We start from the raw sequence: 15,820 nt of genomic DNA on the forward strand, positions 1-15,820 counted from the left end.
CAAAATGAAGACCGCCGCGCCTGCTCAACCATGGCTGAGCAGGTGCATGAAGCGCCTCAAACACAAAATTCCTGACACTCCCCCTTCGATCTGTGTGCCGTCCGCCTCCCAGAGTCCGCCGGACAAGGCTCTGCGACAAATTGACCCAGCTTAAGGCGCCCGCCGCCACACATCCTCACAATCTGCCGACATCCTGATCGAGCGGAGTCACCGATGTTCGCCCTGCGCGCCCTGCGCCGCCTCATCCCTGCCCTGGCCGGACTCGTCCTTGCCAGCGCGGTCCATGCCGACACCTACGAGGTCAAGCTCCCCCCCGAACTGGGCACATCGCCGAAGATGTGCGACTACGCGCCCTGCGCGGAAGTCATGCCCGGTGCCACCAGTTTCTCGGAACGCAAGGGCCAGCCGCCCTTCGTCGAAGCCTACAAGGACGAAGGCGGCCAGAAGAAGCTCCTCGGCTACGTCATGCTGTCCACCGACATCACCGACACCCCGGCCTACTCCGGCAAGCCGGTGGTGACGCTGATCGGCATGGACACCGCCGGCAAGTTCGTCGGCGTGAAGATCCTCAAGCACTCCGAACCGATCCTGCTGCTCGGCATTCCCGAATCCCTGCTGATCAAGTTCAACAACCAGTACCTGGGCAAGTTCGTCGGCGACAACATCGAGATCGGCAAGTCGCGCCCCGACGAGAACATCATCGGCCTCGATGCGATCACCGGCGCCACCGTCACCGTCATCGCCCAGAACCAGGTGATGATGACCTCCGGCACCACGGTTGCCAAACAGGTCGGCATCCTCAAGCCGGTGATCCGCCCGCAGGCCAAGTTCCCGCCCGCCACGGGCACGCCGTCGTGGAGCGACCTAGTCGCCGACGGCAGCGTGCAGCGCCTCACCGTCAAGCCCGAGGAAGTCGGCCTGAAGGGCGATGGCCCCTACATGGACCTGTGGTTCGGCTACCTCAACCAGCCCGTCATCGGCCAGGCCATCCTCGGCAAGGACGGCTACGCCAGCCTGATGAGCCGCCTGAAGGACGGCGAGCACGCCATCTTCATCATCAAGCCCGCCGGCATGGACTCCTTCAAGGGCTCCGGCTTCGTCCGCGGTGGTATCTACGACCGCGTGCAGGTGCGCCAGGACAAAGACAGCTTCACCTTCCGCGACCTCGACTACGTCAACCTGTGGAGCGTCGCCGCCGCCGGCGCACCGGCCTTCAGCGAATCGGCGATCTTCATCATCCGCGGCAAGGGCTTCTCGGCCGCCTACCCGTGGAAGCTTGTCTTCCTCGGCAACAAGATCGACAAGGAAACCGCCGCCAAGACCTTCGCCAACTTCGACAAGGAATACTGGCTGGCCGACAAGTACCTGGAAGGCGGCCGCCCGGTGGTGGTCAAGCCCGACCCGACCTGGCTCAAGGTGTGGAAGGAGCGTGCCGTCGAGATCGCCGGCTTCATCGTCTTCCTGCTCGCCCTCTCCGCCGCCTACGCCAGCCGCGACAAGCTGGTCCGGCGCGCCAACCGCCAGCGCCGCTGGCCGGTCAATGCATTCAAGTACACCGGCTGGGTGATCTCCATCGGCTTCGTCGGCTTCTCGGCCATGGCCCAGCCGTCCATCACCCAGGTGCTCACCTGGTTCCACAGCCTGCTGTTCCAGTGGAAGTGGGAGCTGTTCCTGTCCGACCCGCTGATCTTCGTGTTCTGGGTCTTCATCATCGCCACCGTCTTCATCTGGGGGCGCGGCTTCTTCTGCGGCTGGCTGTGCCCCTTCGGCTCCCTGTCGGAACTGCTGTTCCGCCTCGGCCGGCTGGTCGGCCTCAAGCGCTTCCAGTTCCAGTTGCCCAAGCCGCTGCACGACAAGCTCAAGTGGGTGAAGTACGTGGTCTTCTTCGGCCTCCTCGCGGTGTCCTTCTTCAGCATGGGCCTGGCCGAGAAGCTCGCCGAGGTGGAACCCTTCAAGACCACCTTCCTGGTCGGTATCACCAACCGCAGCTGGCCGTACAGCCTGTTCGCGGCCGGTCTGCTGGGCCTGTCGATCTTCATCGAGCGGCCCTTCTGCAAGTACCTGTGCCCGCTCGGCGCCGCGCTGGCCATGCCGACCACCTTCCGCTGGTTCGGCCTCAAGCGCAAGGACGAATGCACCTCGTGCAAGGCCTGCGCCAAGGGCTGCGGCTCCCAGGCCATTGACGCCAAGGGCAACATCGACCAGCGCGAATGCATGCTGTGCCTCGACTGCATGGTGCTCTACTACGACGACCACGCCTGCCCGCCGCTGGCCCAGGAACGCAAACGCCGCAGCAAGGCCGGCCAGCCGCTGACGCCGATCAACGGCAAGGGCTACTTCATCCCCATCCATCAAGTGCCGGCTGAACCGCAGAAGAAAGGAGCCACGGCATGACCATCGCCGACCGCAACGAGCTGCGCCAGCCCGCCTACGGCGAAGCCCACGGCCTGCCCTGGCTCATCGCCGAACTCCGCGACCACCTGTGGCCGTGGGCCGGCAAGGGCCAGCCGGCCCGCAAGGCAATCCAGGGCGCCGGCTTCGCGCTAGCCATCGCCGCCACGCTGGCCTGGGTGATGGCCGCCCTCGGCCGCCTGGAGGCCGGCGCCATCATCGGCTGGTGGTTCGGCTGGAGCGTCTTCGAGGTGCTGGTGCGCCTCGACGCCAAGCCCTACGTGAAGGAAGGACCCTGGTGGGGCCGCCTGTACCGCCGCGCAACGGTGATGGACATGATCTGCTACGTGAGCTTCAAGAACCTGCTGATCGGCGCCGTGCTGTTCATCGCACTAAAGACGGCGGGCGTACTGATCGTGTAAGCCCCGTGCCGGATTTGGCAGTCGGCCCCAGCCCCGTCCTCAGCCCGGCGGCCATCGGACTATCCTGAAAGAAGAAGTCCGTGTCCCACGTGGGGGTGAATTCATTCGCCCCCACGGTGTTGAGCGGGACTGGGGCAGCACTTGACGATGGCAGAGCCCGCCGAAATGGATGTCCGAGGGAACGCATCGAGAGTGAGTCTTTGCCTGCAGATGCTGCGGGCAGGGCTCATCGTTGTCGCCGTACTCTTCAGCTGGCCGGCACGGGCAGCACCGTCGTCCGCCGCCATCCTCGTTTATCACCGCTTCGGCCCGCAAGTGGCCGACAGTATGACGACCCGCACCGAAGTCTTCGTCGCCCAACTGGCTGCGCTTCGTCGCGCCGGCTACACCATCGTCCCCCTCGCCACGGTCGTGGACGGCCTCGCCGGGCGCGTGCCGCTGCCGCCCAGGGCCGTCGCCATCACCGTCGATGACGGACATCGCACGGTGTATACCGATCTGCTGCCGATCATCCGTCGGGAGCACCTGCCCATCACGCTGTTCATCTATCCATCGGCCATTTCCAGTGCCAGCTACGCGATGAACTGGGCCCAGCTGCAGGAACTGCTAGCCACCGGCAGCGTGCACGTCCAATCGCACACCTGGTGGCACCCGGACTTCCGCGTCGAGCGGCGGCGCCTCGACGCCGAGGCCTACCGGCAGTTCGTCCGCCAACAGCTCGACAAGCCCCGCCAGGTGCTGCAGAGCCGGCTCGGCGTCAAGGCCGACTACCTGGCCTGGCCCTTCGGCATCCACGACGCCGGGCTGGAGGCAGCCGCCAAAGCAGCCGGCTACCAAGCCGCCTTCATCCTCGACGAGCGTCACGCGACCTCCCGCGATTCCCCTCTCGCCCTGCCGCGCTACCTGATCGTCGACGGGCGCGGGGTCAGCGGTTTGATCCACAGCCTGCAAGCCGGGGAGCGCTCTGCCAACGGAGCCCAACCATGACAAACGTTGCCAAGTACGTGCTCCTCTTTCTTGCCCTGCTGCTCATCGCCACCGAAGCCCAGACCTGCACGGGCCAGGTCGTCGAAGCCAGCAGCGACAAGCCCCTGGCCGGCGCACTCGTCACCCGCGGCAAGGACGTCCTCACCACGGGCGTCGACGGTCGCTACGCGTTTCCCGGCACCTGCGCCGCCGTGGCCGCCCGCGCCATCGGCTACCGCCGTGCATCGGTCATACCGCCCGACGGGGAATCCGCCCCGCCCCTGCGCCTCGCCGCCATCCGCCCGAAAGCCCTGTACCTGTCCTTCTGGGGCGTCGGCCACCAGGGCCTGCGCCAGGCCGCGCTCGAGCTCATCGAACAGACCGAACTCAACGCCCTGGTCATCGACATGAAAGGCGACCGCGGTGGCGTGCCCTATCCCACCGCCGTCAGCCTGGCGGAAACCATCGGTGCGAGAAAGATCACCACGGTTGCCGACATGGGCAAACTGATCGCCCAGCTCAGGGAAAAGAACGTTTACCTGATCGCCCGCATCGTCGTCTTCAAGGACGATCCGCTCGCCAACGCCCACCCCGAATGGGCGGTCAAGACGGCCACCGGCGCCGTCTTCCACGATGGGGAAGAGCTGGCCTGGATCGATCCGTCCCGGCGCGAAGCGTGGAATTACAGCCTCGACCTGGCCGTCGAAGCGGCCCGCCTCGGCTTCGACGAGATCCAGTTCGACTACGTGCGCTTCCCCGACTCACCGGGCCTGCACTTCTCGGTCGCCAACACCGAAGAAAACCGCGTCGCCGCCATCTCCGGATTTCTGACGACGGCACGCAGCCGCCTGCTCCCGTACAACGTCTTTCTCAGCGCCGACATCTTCGGCTACGTGTTCTGGAACACCAACGACACCCTCATTGGCCAGAAGCTCGAGATACTGGCAAGCCACCTGGACTATCTGGCCCCGATGCTCTACCCGTCCGGCTTCAAGTTTGGCATTCCCGGCTACACCAACCCGGTCGCCAATCCCAAAGAGATCGTCCACCTCACCCTCAAACACGCTATCGCACGAACCGGCATCTCTCCGCTACGGCTACGCCCATGGATCCAGGGCTTCCGCGACTACGCCTTCGACCACCGCGCCTTCGGCGGCCCGGAGATCCGCAAGCAGATCGATGCAGCCGACAACGTGGGCACCAGCGGCTGGATGTTGTGGAACCCACGCAACGCCTACACCGCGGATGGACTCGGCAAGAAATGAAAGCCGCTTTGTGCTCCCGGCGCCAACACCCCGACGAAAGGGGCCCGTTCATTCGCCCACGGACTTCGAATAGCCGGTTGAGGGCGAATGAATTCGCCCCTACGGGAGGGCTCCTCGGACTACTGTGGCTGCTGGTTGCGGTATGCCTGTCGTTCAGTGCCGCCGCGGCCGGCCGGCTCGACGAGGCTCATCTCGACGCGCTCATCGCCCCCATCGTCGAAGCGGAAATTGCCTCAAGACACATTCCCGGTGCGGTGGTGCTGGTTGGCGAGGGCGACGCGGTCGTCTACCGGCACGCCTTCGGGCAGCGCGCCCTGGTGCCGGCGCCCGAGCCGATGACCGTCGACACCGTCTTCGACCTGGCCTCCCTGACCAAGGTCATTGCCACCACACCGGCCGTGCTGCAACTCGTCGAACGTGGCCTGCTGACCCTCGATGCACCGGTCGCCCGCTACTGGCCCCAGTTCGCCGCCCAGGGCAAGGAGGCGATCACGGTCCGTCACCTGCTGGCCCACACCTCCGGCCTGCCCGCCGGGGTCGACATCCGCCAGGCCATGCGCCCGGAGGATGTCTTGGCCCGCATCGTCGCCCTCAAACCCATCGCTCGGGCCGGCGGCGATCCGCTCTACAGCGACGTCAATTTCATCGTGCTCGGCGAGCTGGTCCGGCGGGTGTCGGGCCTGCCACTCGACGAATATGGCCGGCGCCGGCTGTTCAACCCCCTCGGCATGCACGACACCGGCTTCCTGCCACCGGCCACGCAGCTGCCGCGCATCGCGCCGACCACCTGGAATGGCGGCGGCCCGCGGCGCGGCGTGGTACATGATCCCCTCGCCGCCCGCCTCGGCGGCGTAGCCGGCAGCGCAGGCCTGTTCGGCACCGCAGACGATCTGGCAAGCTTCGCCCGTGCCGTGCTCGACAGCGATCCCAGGTTGTTGACACCCGCCTCGCTCCAGAGCCTCTTCATCCCGCAAACCTACCCGGCCGCATCGCCGCGCAGCCTCGGCTGGCGTCCGCAGGCTCCGCTCGCAGCCAACCGGGCGGCCCTGCCGCCCTTCGGCGCGATCAGCCACCTGGGCTACACCGGCACCGGGCTGTGGATCGACCCCTTCTCGGGCATTTACGTGGTGATCCTCAGCAATCGCGTGCATCCCAACGGCGGTGGCGATGCCGCGCCGCTGCGCGCCCGCATCATCGATGCCATTGCCTCGTCCCTGCCGGCGCTGCCGGCCGAGCGCATCGCCGGCGCCGACCCCGAACAGGCCGCCCAGGTCGCACCCTACATCCCGAAAACGGTCGCACAGCCGGTCCGGACCGGCATCGATGTACTTGAAGGGGAATCCTTCGCCGCGCTGCGTGGTCTGCGCGTCGGCCTGCTGACCAACCGCAGCGGCGTGGATGCAGCCGGACGGCGGGACATCGACGTCCTCGCCCGTGCGCCGGGCGTGACGCTCGTCGCCTTGTTCAGCCCCGAACATGGACTCACCGCCGACCGGGAAGGCCGTATCGGCGACGACATCGACAGCCTCAGCGGGCTGCCGGTACGCAGCCTGTACGGCGCCGCCCGCCGCCCAACCGCAGCCATGCTCGACGGCCTCGACGCGGTGGTGGTGGACCTGCAGGATGCCGGCGTGCGCTTCTACACTTACGCCAGCACCCTCGCCTATCTGATGGAAGCCGCCGCCGCCCAGGGCGTGCGCGTCATCGTGCTGGACCGCCCCAATCCGCTGCGCGCCGACCGGGTGCAAGGCCCGCTGCTCGACGCGGAGCGCCGCGGCTTCACCGGCTACTGGCCACTGCCGATACGCCACGGCCTGACCCTCGGCGAATTCGCCCGCCTGTTCCGCGCCGAGGCCAACGTGGATGTACAGCTGCAGGTCATCCCGATGCAGGGCTACCGCCGCACCCTGTGGTACGACGACACCGGCCTGCCCTGGCTGCCGCCGTCGCCCAACCTGACGAGCCTCACCGCCACGCTGCTCTATCCCGGCGTCGGCCTCATTGAGGGCGCCGAAGTCTCGGTTGGCCGCGGCACACCGACGCCCTTCGAAGTTGTCGGAGCACCGTGGATTGACGGAGCACAACTCGCCGCCGAACTGGAGGCCCTGCACCTGGACGGCGTGCATTTCAGCGCCACCCGCTTCCAGCCGGTGGCAGGCCCCTACGCCGGCGAAACCTGCAACGGCGTCCGCGTCATCGTCGACGACCGCGACGCCATCGACACACCGGCCCTCGGCATCGCCCTCGCGGCGAGCCTGCACCGCCTCCATCCCCGGCATTTCACGCTGAACAGGATCCTCGGCAACCTGGGCAGCCAGGCCAGCCTCGACGCGATCCGCGCCGGCACGCCGCCGTCCGCCATCGTCGCCGCCTGGCACGACGCGCAGGCAGCCTATCTCGCCCGACGGGCGGCCTTCCTGCTCTACCCATGAATCAGCGCCCGCGCTGCGGGCAGGCCGCTCAGGTCCTGCGCTCCAGCTCGTCGTAAGCGGACAGGGTGACGCCCGCTCCAGCCAGCGCCTCGCGCAGGTACTTCACCTCCTGCTTCGTGAACTCGTTGCCGTGGTGCGGGTGATGGATGAAGAACTCATGCCTGTTCAGCACGATACGGAAGCGCGCGCCGTGATTCGGCTCCACCTCAGCCCCCAGGTGATGCAACAGCGACTCCACTTCACGCCACTGGATGTTGCTGCTGAGCGGGTCGCGGAAGATCGCTTCCAGCACGTTCCGATGCTTGTGGCTCATGGCTTCTACCTCCCTTTGTCTACAGCGGCATTCTTGCACCATCCCCGTGGCTATGGGCAGGGGCGTGGCGGGCACGACACACTCGGTATCAGACAAGCCGAAGTACCGGGCACCGCATCGATGCGCCGCCGTGACGAAAACGACAATACTCCCCACCAACATGGCGATAATGCAGGGAGCCGGTCAGACCAGACGAACCGACAGCAGACCATGAACGCCACACCCGACACCCCACCCGCGCCAAGCTGGCCATCGCCGAGCAGCGGGAGTATCTCGAATCTCTCGTCGACAACCGCACGATGGCCCTGCGGATCGCCAAGGAGGCGGCCGAGAGCGCCCACCGGGCCAAGAACATGTTCATTGCCAACGTCAGCCACGAATTGCGCACGCCGCTGAACGGGAGGCGGCGAACACCCTCACGCTGCGCTGCGATGTGCAGGACACGGGGATCGGTATTCCAGCAGCCGACAACGCAGGTCTGTTCGCCCTTTTCGAACAGGGCGACGGCTCATCGACCCGCAGATACGGCGGCACGGGCCTGGGACTGGCCTTGAGCCGGAAACTGGCACACTTGATGAACGGTGAAATCGTGGTACATAGCCTGCCCGGCGCCGGCTCGACGTTCCGCTTCACCCGCCTGCAGACTGTGGCCTGAAACACCTCGCGACGCATCGATGACACACAACCCCAGCTGGCGGAGCAACGACCGGAAACAGCGGGCACCTCGAAAGGGAAGCCGCAACAAAGACTATGCATAGATTTCGTTTCCCCCGCCTCGGCATGCGGGTGTGGCTGCTGGTGCTGGCCACCCTCGGCGTGATTCCACTCCTTCTGTTCTCCACCTACACGGTCTTCGAGATCAACAGGGCGCGGCATGCGGCCCTGGAGGTCGGACTGCAGCAGCGTACCGAGGCCGCCGCCAGCGCCGCCAACGAGCGCCTCAAAATGGCCCTCGGACAGCTCAACGGGATCGCCACCTCCGCCTCTGCCCAAAACGACGACCTCAAGGAGATCTACGGGCATGCCCAACGGGTGCTGGATCTGAACCCGGATGCGACATCGATTGCCCTCATCGCGCGGGACGGTCACAGCCTGTTCTCCACATCGGCGCCCATCGACAGCCCGGCGGCGGCGGCAGGCAACCAGGACGACGTAAAGCGCGTCTTGTCGACGGGCAAGCCAGTCATCTCCGGCGCCCTGAGGAATCCCTCCTCCGGCCGCTTCGAGACCGCCCTGAGCGTCCCGGTTTTCCTGAACGGCAAGCCCGCCTACTGTCTGCGCATGAATCTCGCAGCCGCATCCTTCAACCAGCTGCTCTTCGAACAACGCTTGCCTGGCGACTGGACCGGCGTCATCGTTGATGAGCAAGGCCTCGTGCTGGCCCGCTCGCGGGCACCGGACGAATTCATCGGCAAGAAGATCTCTCCTTCGCTGCAGCAGGCCTTGCGAGCAGGCAAACGGGGCGTCTTCGATGCCTTCACACTGGACGGCGTGCGGGTCAGCACGACGGTCACCCAGGTATCCGACTGGGGCTGGCGCGTCATCGTCGGCGCGCCCATCGAGACGCTCAACACCGCCTTCTACACCCCCTTGCACCAGCTCCTGCTGGCCGGCTTCGGCTGTGCGGCCCTCGGCGCCCTGGGCGCCCTGTGGCTCGCCCGCACCCTGACCAGGCAGATCGCCGAACTTGCCGAAGCGCCGCGCGCCCTGCAGCAGGGCGAGGCCGTTCCCGTGCCCCGGACATTCGTGCGGGAGCTCCACGACATGCACGCCAGCCTGATCGAAGTGGAGCGGCGCGAACAGCGCATGAACATCGACCTGCTCAATGCCACCGTGCGCCATGAAGAACTCGCCGGCATTCTGGACAATACCGGGGTCGGCATTTCCCTGATCAAGGATCGCAAGATCCTGTGGGCCAACCGGAAGATGGGGGAGATCTTCGGCTACACCCCCGAGGAGATGGAGAACCAGCCGACGCGCCTGTTCTATCTGAACGACGCCGACCATGCCGAACTCGGCAAGACGTCCTATCCCGCGCTGGCCAACGGGCAACAGCACACCCTCGAGCTCAGGATGCGGCATCGGAACGGAGCGCCGCTGTGGATCAGGCTGTCTGGCCGACCGCTGGCCGGCACCCCCTCAGAGCACGACAGCATCTGGATCCTGGAAGACATCAACGACCGGCGCGCCAGCGACCAGGCGCGGCAACGCCAGTTGGCCGGGCTGAAGGCCCTCAACGAACTGGGCGTCATCCACTACGACTCCCTCGAGGACGAACTGCGGGCCGTGCTGCGCATCGGCACCACCCAGTTCGGGCTCGACATCGGCATCATCAGCCGGATCGACGACGACATCTACAAGGTGGTCTCCCAGGTCTCTCCACCGGACACCCTGCAGGACGGCCAGGAGTTCAGCTACGCCGGGACCTACTGCGCCGTCACGCTGGCCCGTGGCGACGGCGTGCTGGCCATTTCCCACATGGGCAGCTCGCCCCACGCCAGCCACCCCTGTTATCGGAATTTCAAGCTCGAGGCTTACATCGGCTCTCCGGTCCACGTCGCCGGCCGCCTCTATGGAACGATCAATTTCAGCTCTCGGACGCCCTACACCCGAGAGTTCGACGAGCGGGACGAAGAGTTCATGCTGCTCCTCAGCCGCTGGATCGGCGCCGCCATCGAACGGCACCAGGCCCAGGTGCGGGTGATGGAAACCGACGAAAAGCTCCGCGGCTTGTTCACCATGTCGCCGGTCGGTATTGCCCTGACCGACATGAACGGCCAGTTCGTCGAATTCAACGAATCGTTCCGGCGCATCTCCGGCTACCCGGAATCCGAGCTCAAAACCATCGACTACTGGGAACTGACGCCAGACAAATATCGCGCGGCCGAGATGCAGCAACTGGAGTCCCTGGAACGTACCGGCCAATACGGACCCTACGAGAAGGAATATCGGCGCAAGGACGGCAGCCTGGCCGCCATCCGCCTGAACGGCGTCATCATCAAGAGCGCGGACGGTGCCCGCTATATCTGGTCCCTGGTCGAGGACATCGCCGACGAAGTCCAGCGCAACGCCGAACTGACCCGCCACCGCGAACACCTCGAAGAACTGGTGGGCGAGCGCACCACGGCACTGTCCATCGCCAAGGAAGCCGCCGAAACCGCCAGCCGCGCCAAGAGCACCTTCCTGAGCAACATGAGCCACGAAATCCGTACCCCGATGAATGCCATCATCGGCTTCTCCCACATCCTCGCCCGCAGCAGCCTGAGCCCGCTCCAGCGCCACCAGGTCGACCGGATATCCACGGCCGCCAACCACCTGCTCGGTCTGCTCAACGACATCCTCGATCTCTCGAAGATCGAAGCCGAACGCCTGACGCTCGAATCCACACCCGGCAATCTGGCCAGCGTCCTCCATACCGTCGAAGATGTGCTCGCCGACAAGGCCGCAGAAAAGGCCCTGCGCTTCGAACTGGCCATGGCCCCGCAACTCGAACGGCTGATGCTGGTCTTCGACCCCCTGCGCCTGCAACAGGTGCTGATCAACCTGATCGGCAACGGCATCAAATTCACGGAACACGGTGCCGTGCAGGTTTCAGTCACCATCGAGGAGGAGACCCCGACGGACGTGCAGGTCGGCTTCACGGTCATCGACAGCGGCATCGGCATCCCCGCCGAGCAGCTTCCCCGCCTGTTTTCACCCTTCGAACAGGCCGACGGCTCGACCACCCGCAAATACGGGGGCTCCGGTCTGGGGCTTTCCATCACCCGCCAGCTGATCCAGCTGATGGGCGGCCACCTGCAGGTCGAAAGCACGGTCGGCGCAGGCAGCCGCTTCTCCTTCTCGCTGCGCCTCGCGCGCGCCCACGCGGACAGCAATGTCGCCCCACCGCCACAGGCTGCGCAGCACTTGCGTGCGCCGGCGCCGCTGGCGACCGCAACGCTCGGCGAGGCCCACGTTCTGCTGGTCGAGGACGATCTGATCAACCAGGAAATCACCCACGAGCTGTTGCGCGATGCCGGGCTGACGGTCGACGTGGCGGACGACGGCAACATGGCGCTCGAGATGGCCCGAGCCATGCACTACGACCTGATCCTGATGGACATGCAGATGCCGAACATGGATGGCCTGACTGCCACGCGGACACTGCGGAAACTCGAATGCTACCGGGACACGCCCATCGTGGCGCTGACCGCCAACGCGTTTGCCGAAGACCGGCAGAGCTGCCTGGACGCGGGGATGAACGACTACCTCTGCAAACCCTTCAACCCCGGGGACTTCTACCGGATCCTGCAGAAATGGCTGCATGCATCGCGGCAGGCCAGCATGCCACCGTCGCCACATTGAAGCCGGGCTGCATCGCCTACCATCCTGGCACTCTCGTTGCTGGCTGATCGGCGAAGGCGTCGTGGAAGCGGCGCCGGAACAACTGCTCGGAGAAATGCTGACGCTGATGCGCCAACGGGCACAGGACATCGGCGCAGCGGCCGATACCCTGGCCGCCAGGATCGGACCGCGCCAGTAAGACAAAGGCGGGCCCGCCCTGCGCGAAGCCCGCTGCCACAAAGGCGTTGAGCGTGCTTCAGAGCGGCCGGACCTGATCCGTCTTCAGGGTGAAACGAAGGCCGTCCACGCGGTCGAAGAGCCCCGGCGGCACCTCGTAGAAAAACTGGTTTTCATACCAACACGCCGCATAGGGAAGGAAGGCCGCGGTCTGGGGCAACTCCAGCAGCGCCTCACCGCCGGCACACAGGGTGATGCCGAAACCACTGTTGTCCGCCACCGGCACGTTCTCATCGCCGAACACCTCGAACTGCACGATGCACCGCGCCGTCTCGACTTCTCCTTCGAGCGCCTTGGCCGCGGTGACACGGATGTTCTGGTAGCGGCGCCCGGCCTTGCCGTCCTCGAACAACTGCAGGAACTCGGGCAGCTTGCCCTTCTTGATCACCGTGCCTTCCAGCAGCGGCACCCCCAACTGCTGCAGGCTCAGGCCCTTGGGCTTGGCGATAGCCAGATCGATATGTGTCGTGTTCTCGGCCAATGTGGGCACGATGAAGGTCTCCATGAAAGATTTGCGACAAAAAGCCGGGGGTTTTCCCCCTGCATATCGAGATCTAGCAGGTTCGATGCCATTGAGGTCTGTCCATATCCGAAAGCGAATAGCGCACATCAGCCACTGACGACATCGGTGCGCCGATAAGCCTCTAGACTCCGTCACACACAACAACGTCCAGGAGGCAGACATGGCTTATCAGATCAAATCGATCCTCTACGCGTCGGACCTGACCCCGCGCTCTCCCGCCGTCTTCCGCCACGCGGTCGGGCTGGCCACCAGGTTCGAGGCCAAGCTCCACGCCATGACGGTATCGCTGCCGGCCACAGCGCCATCGGCGAGCTCATCCTCGGCTCCGTGGCCCACAAGGTCACAATGAAGGCCGACGTACCGGTCGTGCTCGTCCCGATCGACCGCTGATCCGGGCAGCGCCAACAGGCCGGATAAATCAGCGCCCCCAACGGCACTGCCAAAAGAGGAGCCTTCACCGGAAAGGCTCCTCCATGGAAGCGCTTCGAACCGCGTGGTTACAGCGGGCGCAGCCCGGTGTGGACAATTGTCCCTACATGCTCGCCGCGCAGCGCAGCGGTGAGCCGGCCCGGCACCAGACCATTGACGATCTGCACGCGCTCCAGATGGCGGGCGTTGGCCATCACATCGGGCAAGGCGCGGTCAAAGGGCAGCGTGCCTTCCTGGCTGGCGAGTTCGGCCGCACTCGTCTCGCGCAGCAGTTGAGCCTTGGCCGCATCGGGTCCGTTCGGATCCGCCGTATAAACGCCATCCACGTCCTCGACGATCGTCAGGCCCGCCGCGCCAAGCGCATCGGCCAGCAGGAAGGCGCCGGTGTCGGCCCGGTGCTGCGGAATGCGTGAGCCGGGGAACTCGTGGTGGTGATACGGCGGGAAGGCGCTGCCCACCACCGCACGGGCAGCGGCAAGGTGGATCGCCAACTGCCCGGCGATAGTCGGATGCTCCACGTAGGAAACCCCTTCCGGCGCCAGCAGCGATGCCAGAATGTGACCGTTCTGGCCGGCCTCGCTGGCCGCCAGCGGCGCCAGCGAGCCGACCGGCAGGCCCAGATCGAGGCCCACGCCGTACAGGTGGCGGGCGCGGATGCCGGCGCCGGTCAGGATCAGCAGGCGGTGCTCGGGCAGCACCTTGCGCAGTTCCTCGACGATCGGCAGGATCGCCTCGGCGCCGCGGTCCATGATTGCGCGGCCGCCGATCTTGACGACCTGCAGCCACGGCAGCAGACGGATCGGGCGAACACCCGCGACGGGACGGACCAGATCGCCGTCGAGAAGGGTCTGACGCGCCAGCGGCGAGGCAACGTGCTTGATGGTATTGGTAGTTTCAGCCATGGCGGTGGTTCTCAGCTCGCGGTGATGAGGGTGCCGACGTGCTCGCCTGCGAGCGCGCGGGTCAGATTGCCGGGTACGAGGCCGTTAACGACCTGCACCTGGCGGACATGGCGTGCGTCCTTCAGCAGATCGAGTACCGGAAACTCGAGGATGGAGTCGTGCAGCCCGGCCGCCTTCATTTCATCGACCGAAATCTTCGGGATGAACTTGGCATCCTTCGAGGTCTTCGGGTTGGCGGTATACAGGCCGTCCTCGTCCTTCACGTAGATCATCGCCTTGCAACCGAACTGCTCGGCCACCAGGAAACAGCCCGCATCGGTGCGATAAGGCGGAATCACGCCCTCGGCCCCCGGCCGGATCCACAACTTGTACGGCGGCATGCCGCTGAAGACGACGCCATGCACCTCGGCCAGGAACAGCGGCACTGCCGACATGCCGGCACTGTCGACCATCGAGATGCCGTGCTTTGCCAGCAGTTGCCCCAGCATCGCGGCATTCTGGTCGGCCACCGACGCACCGAGCTGCGCCAGCACGCCGGCCGGCAGATTGAGCCCGGCGGCGATCGAGTACAGATGCCGCGCGCGCGTCCCCGCGCCGGTGCCGATCAGCAGCTTGTGATCCTTGCGGGCTGCAACGATCTCGTCCACCAGCGGATAGACCGCCGCGCGGCCGCGATCGATCAGGCTCTGCCCACCGATCTTGATCACCGTGGCATCCGGCAGAATCCGGAAATCCGCCGCCTTGTCCGCCGCAGCCAGAAGCTGCGCGTCGGTCAGCGAACGCTGCATGAGGAGCTCTTCGAGCTCAGCCGTCGTGTTGGTCATATGAGTCCTTTCATCGTATCGATCCACTGCAGCGCCTCTCGACGAATCCGCCCCCTGACAAAACCAGGCGAAATAGACGGGATGATTTTCGAGAGATAGTCCAGTGCGTGTCAGACGTGCAGCAAAAAACACATCGCAACAAAAGAATAGAAAGGAGCGCTATATAGAATCAACCGTACATCATGAATAACGCCTAATTTTCTGGCATTTGCACCAAACAGGTTCATTCTCCGGAGAGAATCACCACAACCGTGCATTCATTACCCGAATGAATAAAATGAATATGTAAATATCGCCACCTCTGAATTGTCACTTCAAAGCAGGGAAATCAGGAGCAACAATTGACCATGACCAGAGAATTCGCACATCATCTATCCGACATTTTCCGGCTCTTCGGACCGATCGGCCTGAAACGGATGTTTTCGGGCTACGGTGTCTTTCACGACGGCATCATGTTCGGCCTGATCCATGACGAGACCTTGTACCTGAAGGCCGATGCGCAAACCGTCGCGGACTTCGCAGCCCTGGGCCTGGGCCAGTTCCAGTACGTGCGCCAGGGAAAGACCATCGGCCTCTCCTACTACCAGGCCCCGGAATCCGTTCTGGAGGACATTCACGAGGCCGCGCAGTGGGCGCGCCATGCCTTCGAGGCCGCACTACGTGCGGATGCATCGAAGACAGGATCGGCCCGCCGCCGGCAGACTACGCCCACCGCCAAATAGCACTTTCTCCGTTTTGTTCAAAACTTCGCCAAGGATCGACAAGAAACCCCAGGCCCATCGCTCATAGATTG

The 15,820-nt window shown here is 65.1% G+C and carries 13 protein-coding genes; 9 read left to right on the plus strand and 4 right to left on the minus strand.

Going from position 1 to position 15,820, the window contains the following annotated elements:
• Positions 1–213 precede the first annotated feature (213 nt).
• From B4920_RS07180 to B4920_RS07200, 5 genes are all read left to right on the plus strand, one after another.
• A complete protein-coding gene (locus B4920_RS07180) occupies positions 214–2,394 on the plus strand; it encodes a NosR/NirI family protein (protein ID WP_079433950.1) in 2,181 nt (726 codons plus the stop codon).
• Entirely contained in the window at positions 2,391–2,813 is a 423-nt protein-coding gene (locus B4920_RS07185; protein WP_079433951.1) for a transcription regulator, read from the plus strand. The genes B4920_RS07180 and B4920_RS07185 overlap by 4 nt, the downstream gene beginning before the upstream one ends.
• Before the next feature lie 192 nt (positions 2,814–3,005).
• A complete protein-coding gene (locus B4920_RS07190) occupies positions 3,006–3,800 on the plus strand; it encodes a polysaccharide deacetylase family protein (RefSeq protein ID WP_254050865.1) in 795 nt (264 codons plus the stop codon).
• Positions 3,797–5,044: a putative glycoside hydrolase gene (locus B4920_RS07195; RefSeq protein WP_079433952.1), complete on the plus strand. Its 1,248-nt coding sequence runs from the start codon at positions 3,797–3,799 to the stop codon at positions 5,042–5,044. The genes B4920_RS07190 and B4920_RS07195 overlap by 4 nt, the downstream gene beginning before the upstream one ends.
• Positions 5,045–5,121: 77 nt before the next feature.
• The gene (locus B4920_RS07200) at positions 5,122–7,476 is read left to right on the plus strand and encodes an exo-beta-N-acetylmuramidase NamZ domain-containing protein (RefSeq protein WP_254050866.1); all 2,355 of its coding nucleotides are present in this window, start codon (positions 5,122–5,124) and stop codon (positions 7,474–7,476) included.
• A 28-nt stretch (positions 7,477–7,504) separates the two neighbouring features.
• Here the strand turns inward: B4920_RS07200 and B4920_RS07205 are convergent, their stop codons facing one another.
• Positions 7,505–7,789 (minus strand): type II toxin-antitoxin system HicA family toxin, encoded by a 285-nt coding sequence (locus B4920_RS07205; RefSeq protein ID WP_079433954.1) that lies wholly within the window; start codon positions 7,787–7,789, stop codon positions 7,505–7,507.
• 421 nt (positions 7,790–8,210) lie between these two features.
• On the opposite strand from B4920_RS07205, the gene B4920_RS30375 reads away from it, so the two are divergent.
• A complete protein-coding gene (locus tag B4920_RS30375) occupies positions 8,211–8,444 on the plus strand; it encodes an ATP-binding protein (protein WP_256376083.1) in 234 nt (77 codons plus the stop codon).
• Positions 8,445–8,539: 95 nt separating this feature from the next.
• On the plus strand, positions 8,540–12,133 hold the full coding sequence (locus B4920_RS07215; RefSeq protein ID WP_079433956.1) for an ATP-binding protein: 3,594 nt from the start codon (positions 8,540–8,542) through the stop codon (positions 12,131–12,133).
• 235 nt (positions 12,134–12,368) lie between these two features.
• Here B4920_RS07215 and B4920_RS07220 read toward each other — a convergent pair whose 3' ends face one another.
• Entirely contained in the window at positions 12,369–12,854 is a 486-nt protein-coding gene (locus B4920_RS07220; RefSeq protein ID WP_079433957.1) for a hypothetical protein, read from the minus strand.
• 178 nt (positions 12,855–13,032) lie between these two features.
• Here B4920_RS07220 and B4920_RS07225 point away from each other — a divergent pair, with 178 nt between their 5' ends.
• Complete coding sequence (locus B4920_RS07225; RefSeq protein WP_254050868.1) at positions 13,033–13,221, plus strand: universal stress protein; 189 nt, start codon at positions 13,033–13,035, stop codon at positions 13,219–13,221.
• Positions 13,222–13,369: 148 nt separating this feature from the next.
• Here B4920_RS07225 and B4920_RS07230 read toward each other — a convergent pair whose 3' ends face one another.
• Entirely contained in the window at positions 13,370–14,203 is an 834-nt protein-coding gene (locus tag B4920_RS07230) for a molybdenum storage protein subunit alpha (RefSeq protein ID WP_079433958.1), read from the minus strand.
• Positions 14,204–14,214: 11 nt separating this feature from the next.
• Positions 14,215–15,027 carry a uridine kinase gene (locus tag B4920_RS07235; RefSeq protein ID WP_079433959.1) on the minus strand — a complete coding sequence of 271 codons (813 nt, stop codon included), beginning with the start codon at positions 15,025–15,027 and terminating at the stop codon, positions 14,215–14,217.
• A gap of 347 nt (positions 15,028–15,374) precedes the next feature.
• On the opposite strand from B4920_RS07235, the gene B4920_RS07240 reads away from it, so the two are divergent.
• Positions 15,375–15,749: a TfoX/Sxy family protein gene (locus B4920_RS07240; protein WP_079434173.1), complete on the plus strand. Its 375-nt coding sequence runs from the start codon at positions 15,375–15,377 to the stop codon at positions 15,747–15,749.
• Positions 15,750–15,820 lie beyond the last annotated feature (71 nt).

This window comes from Zoogloea sp. LCSB751 (assembly GCF_002028455.1).
GTDB lineage: Bacteria > Pseudomonadota > Gammaproteobacteria > Burkholderiales > Rhodocyclaceae > Zoogloea.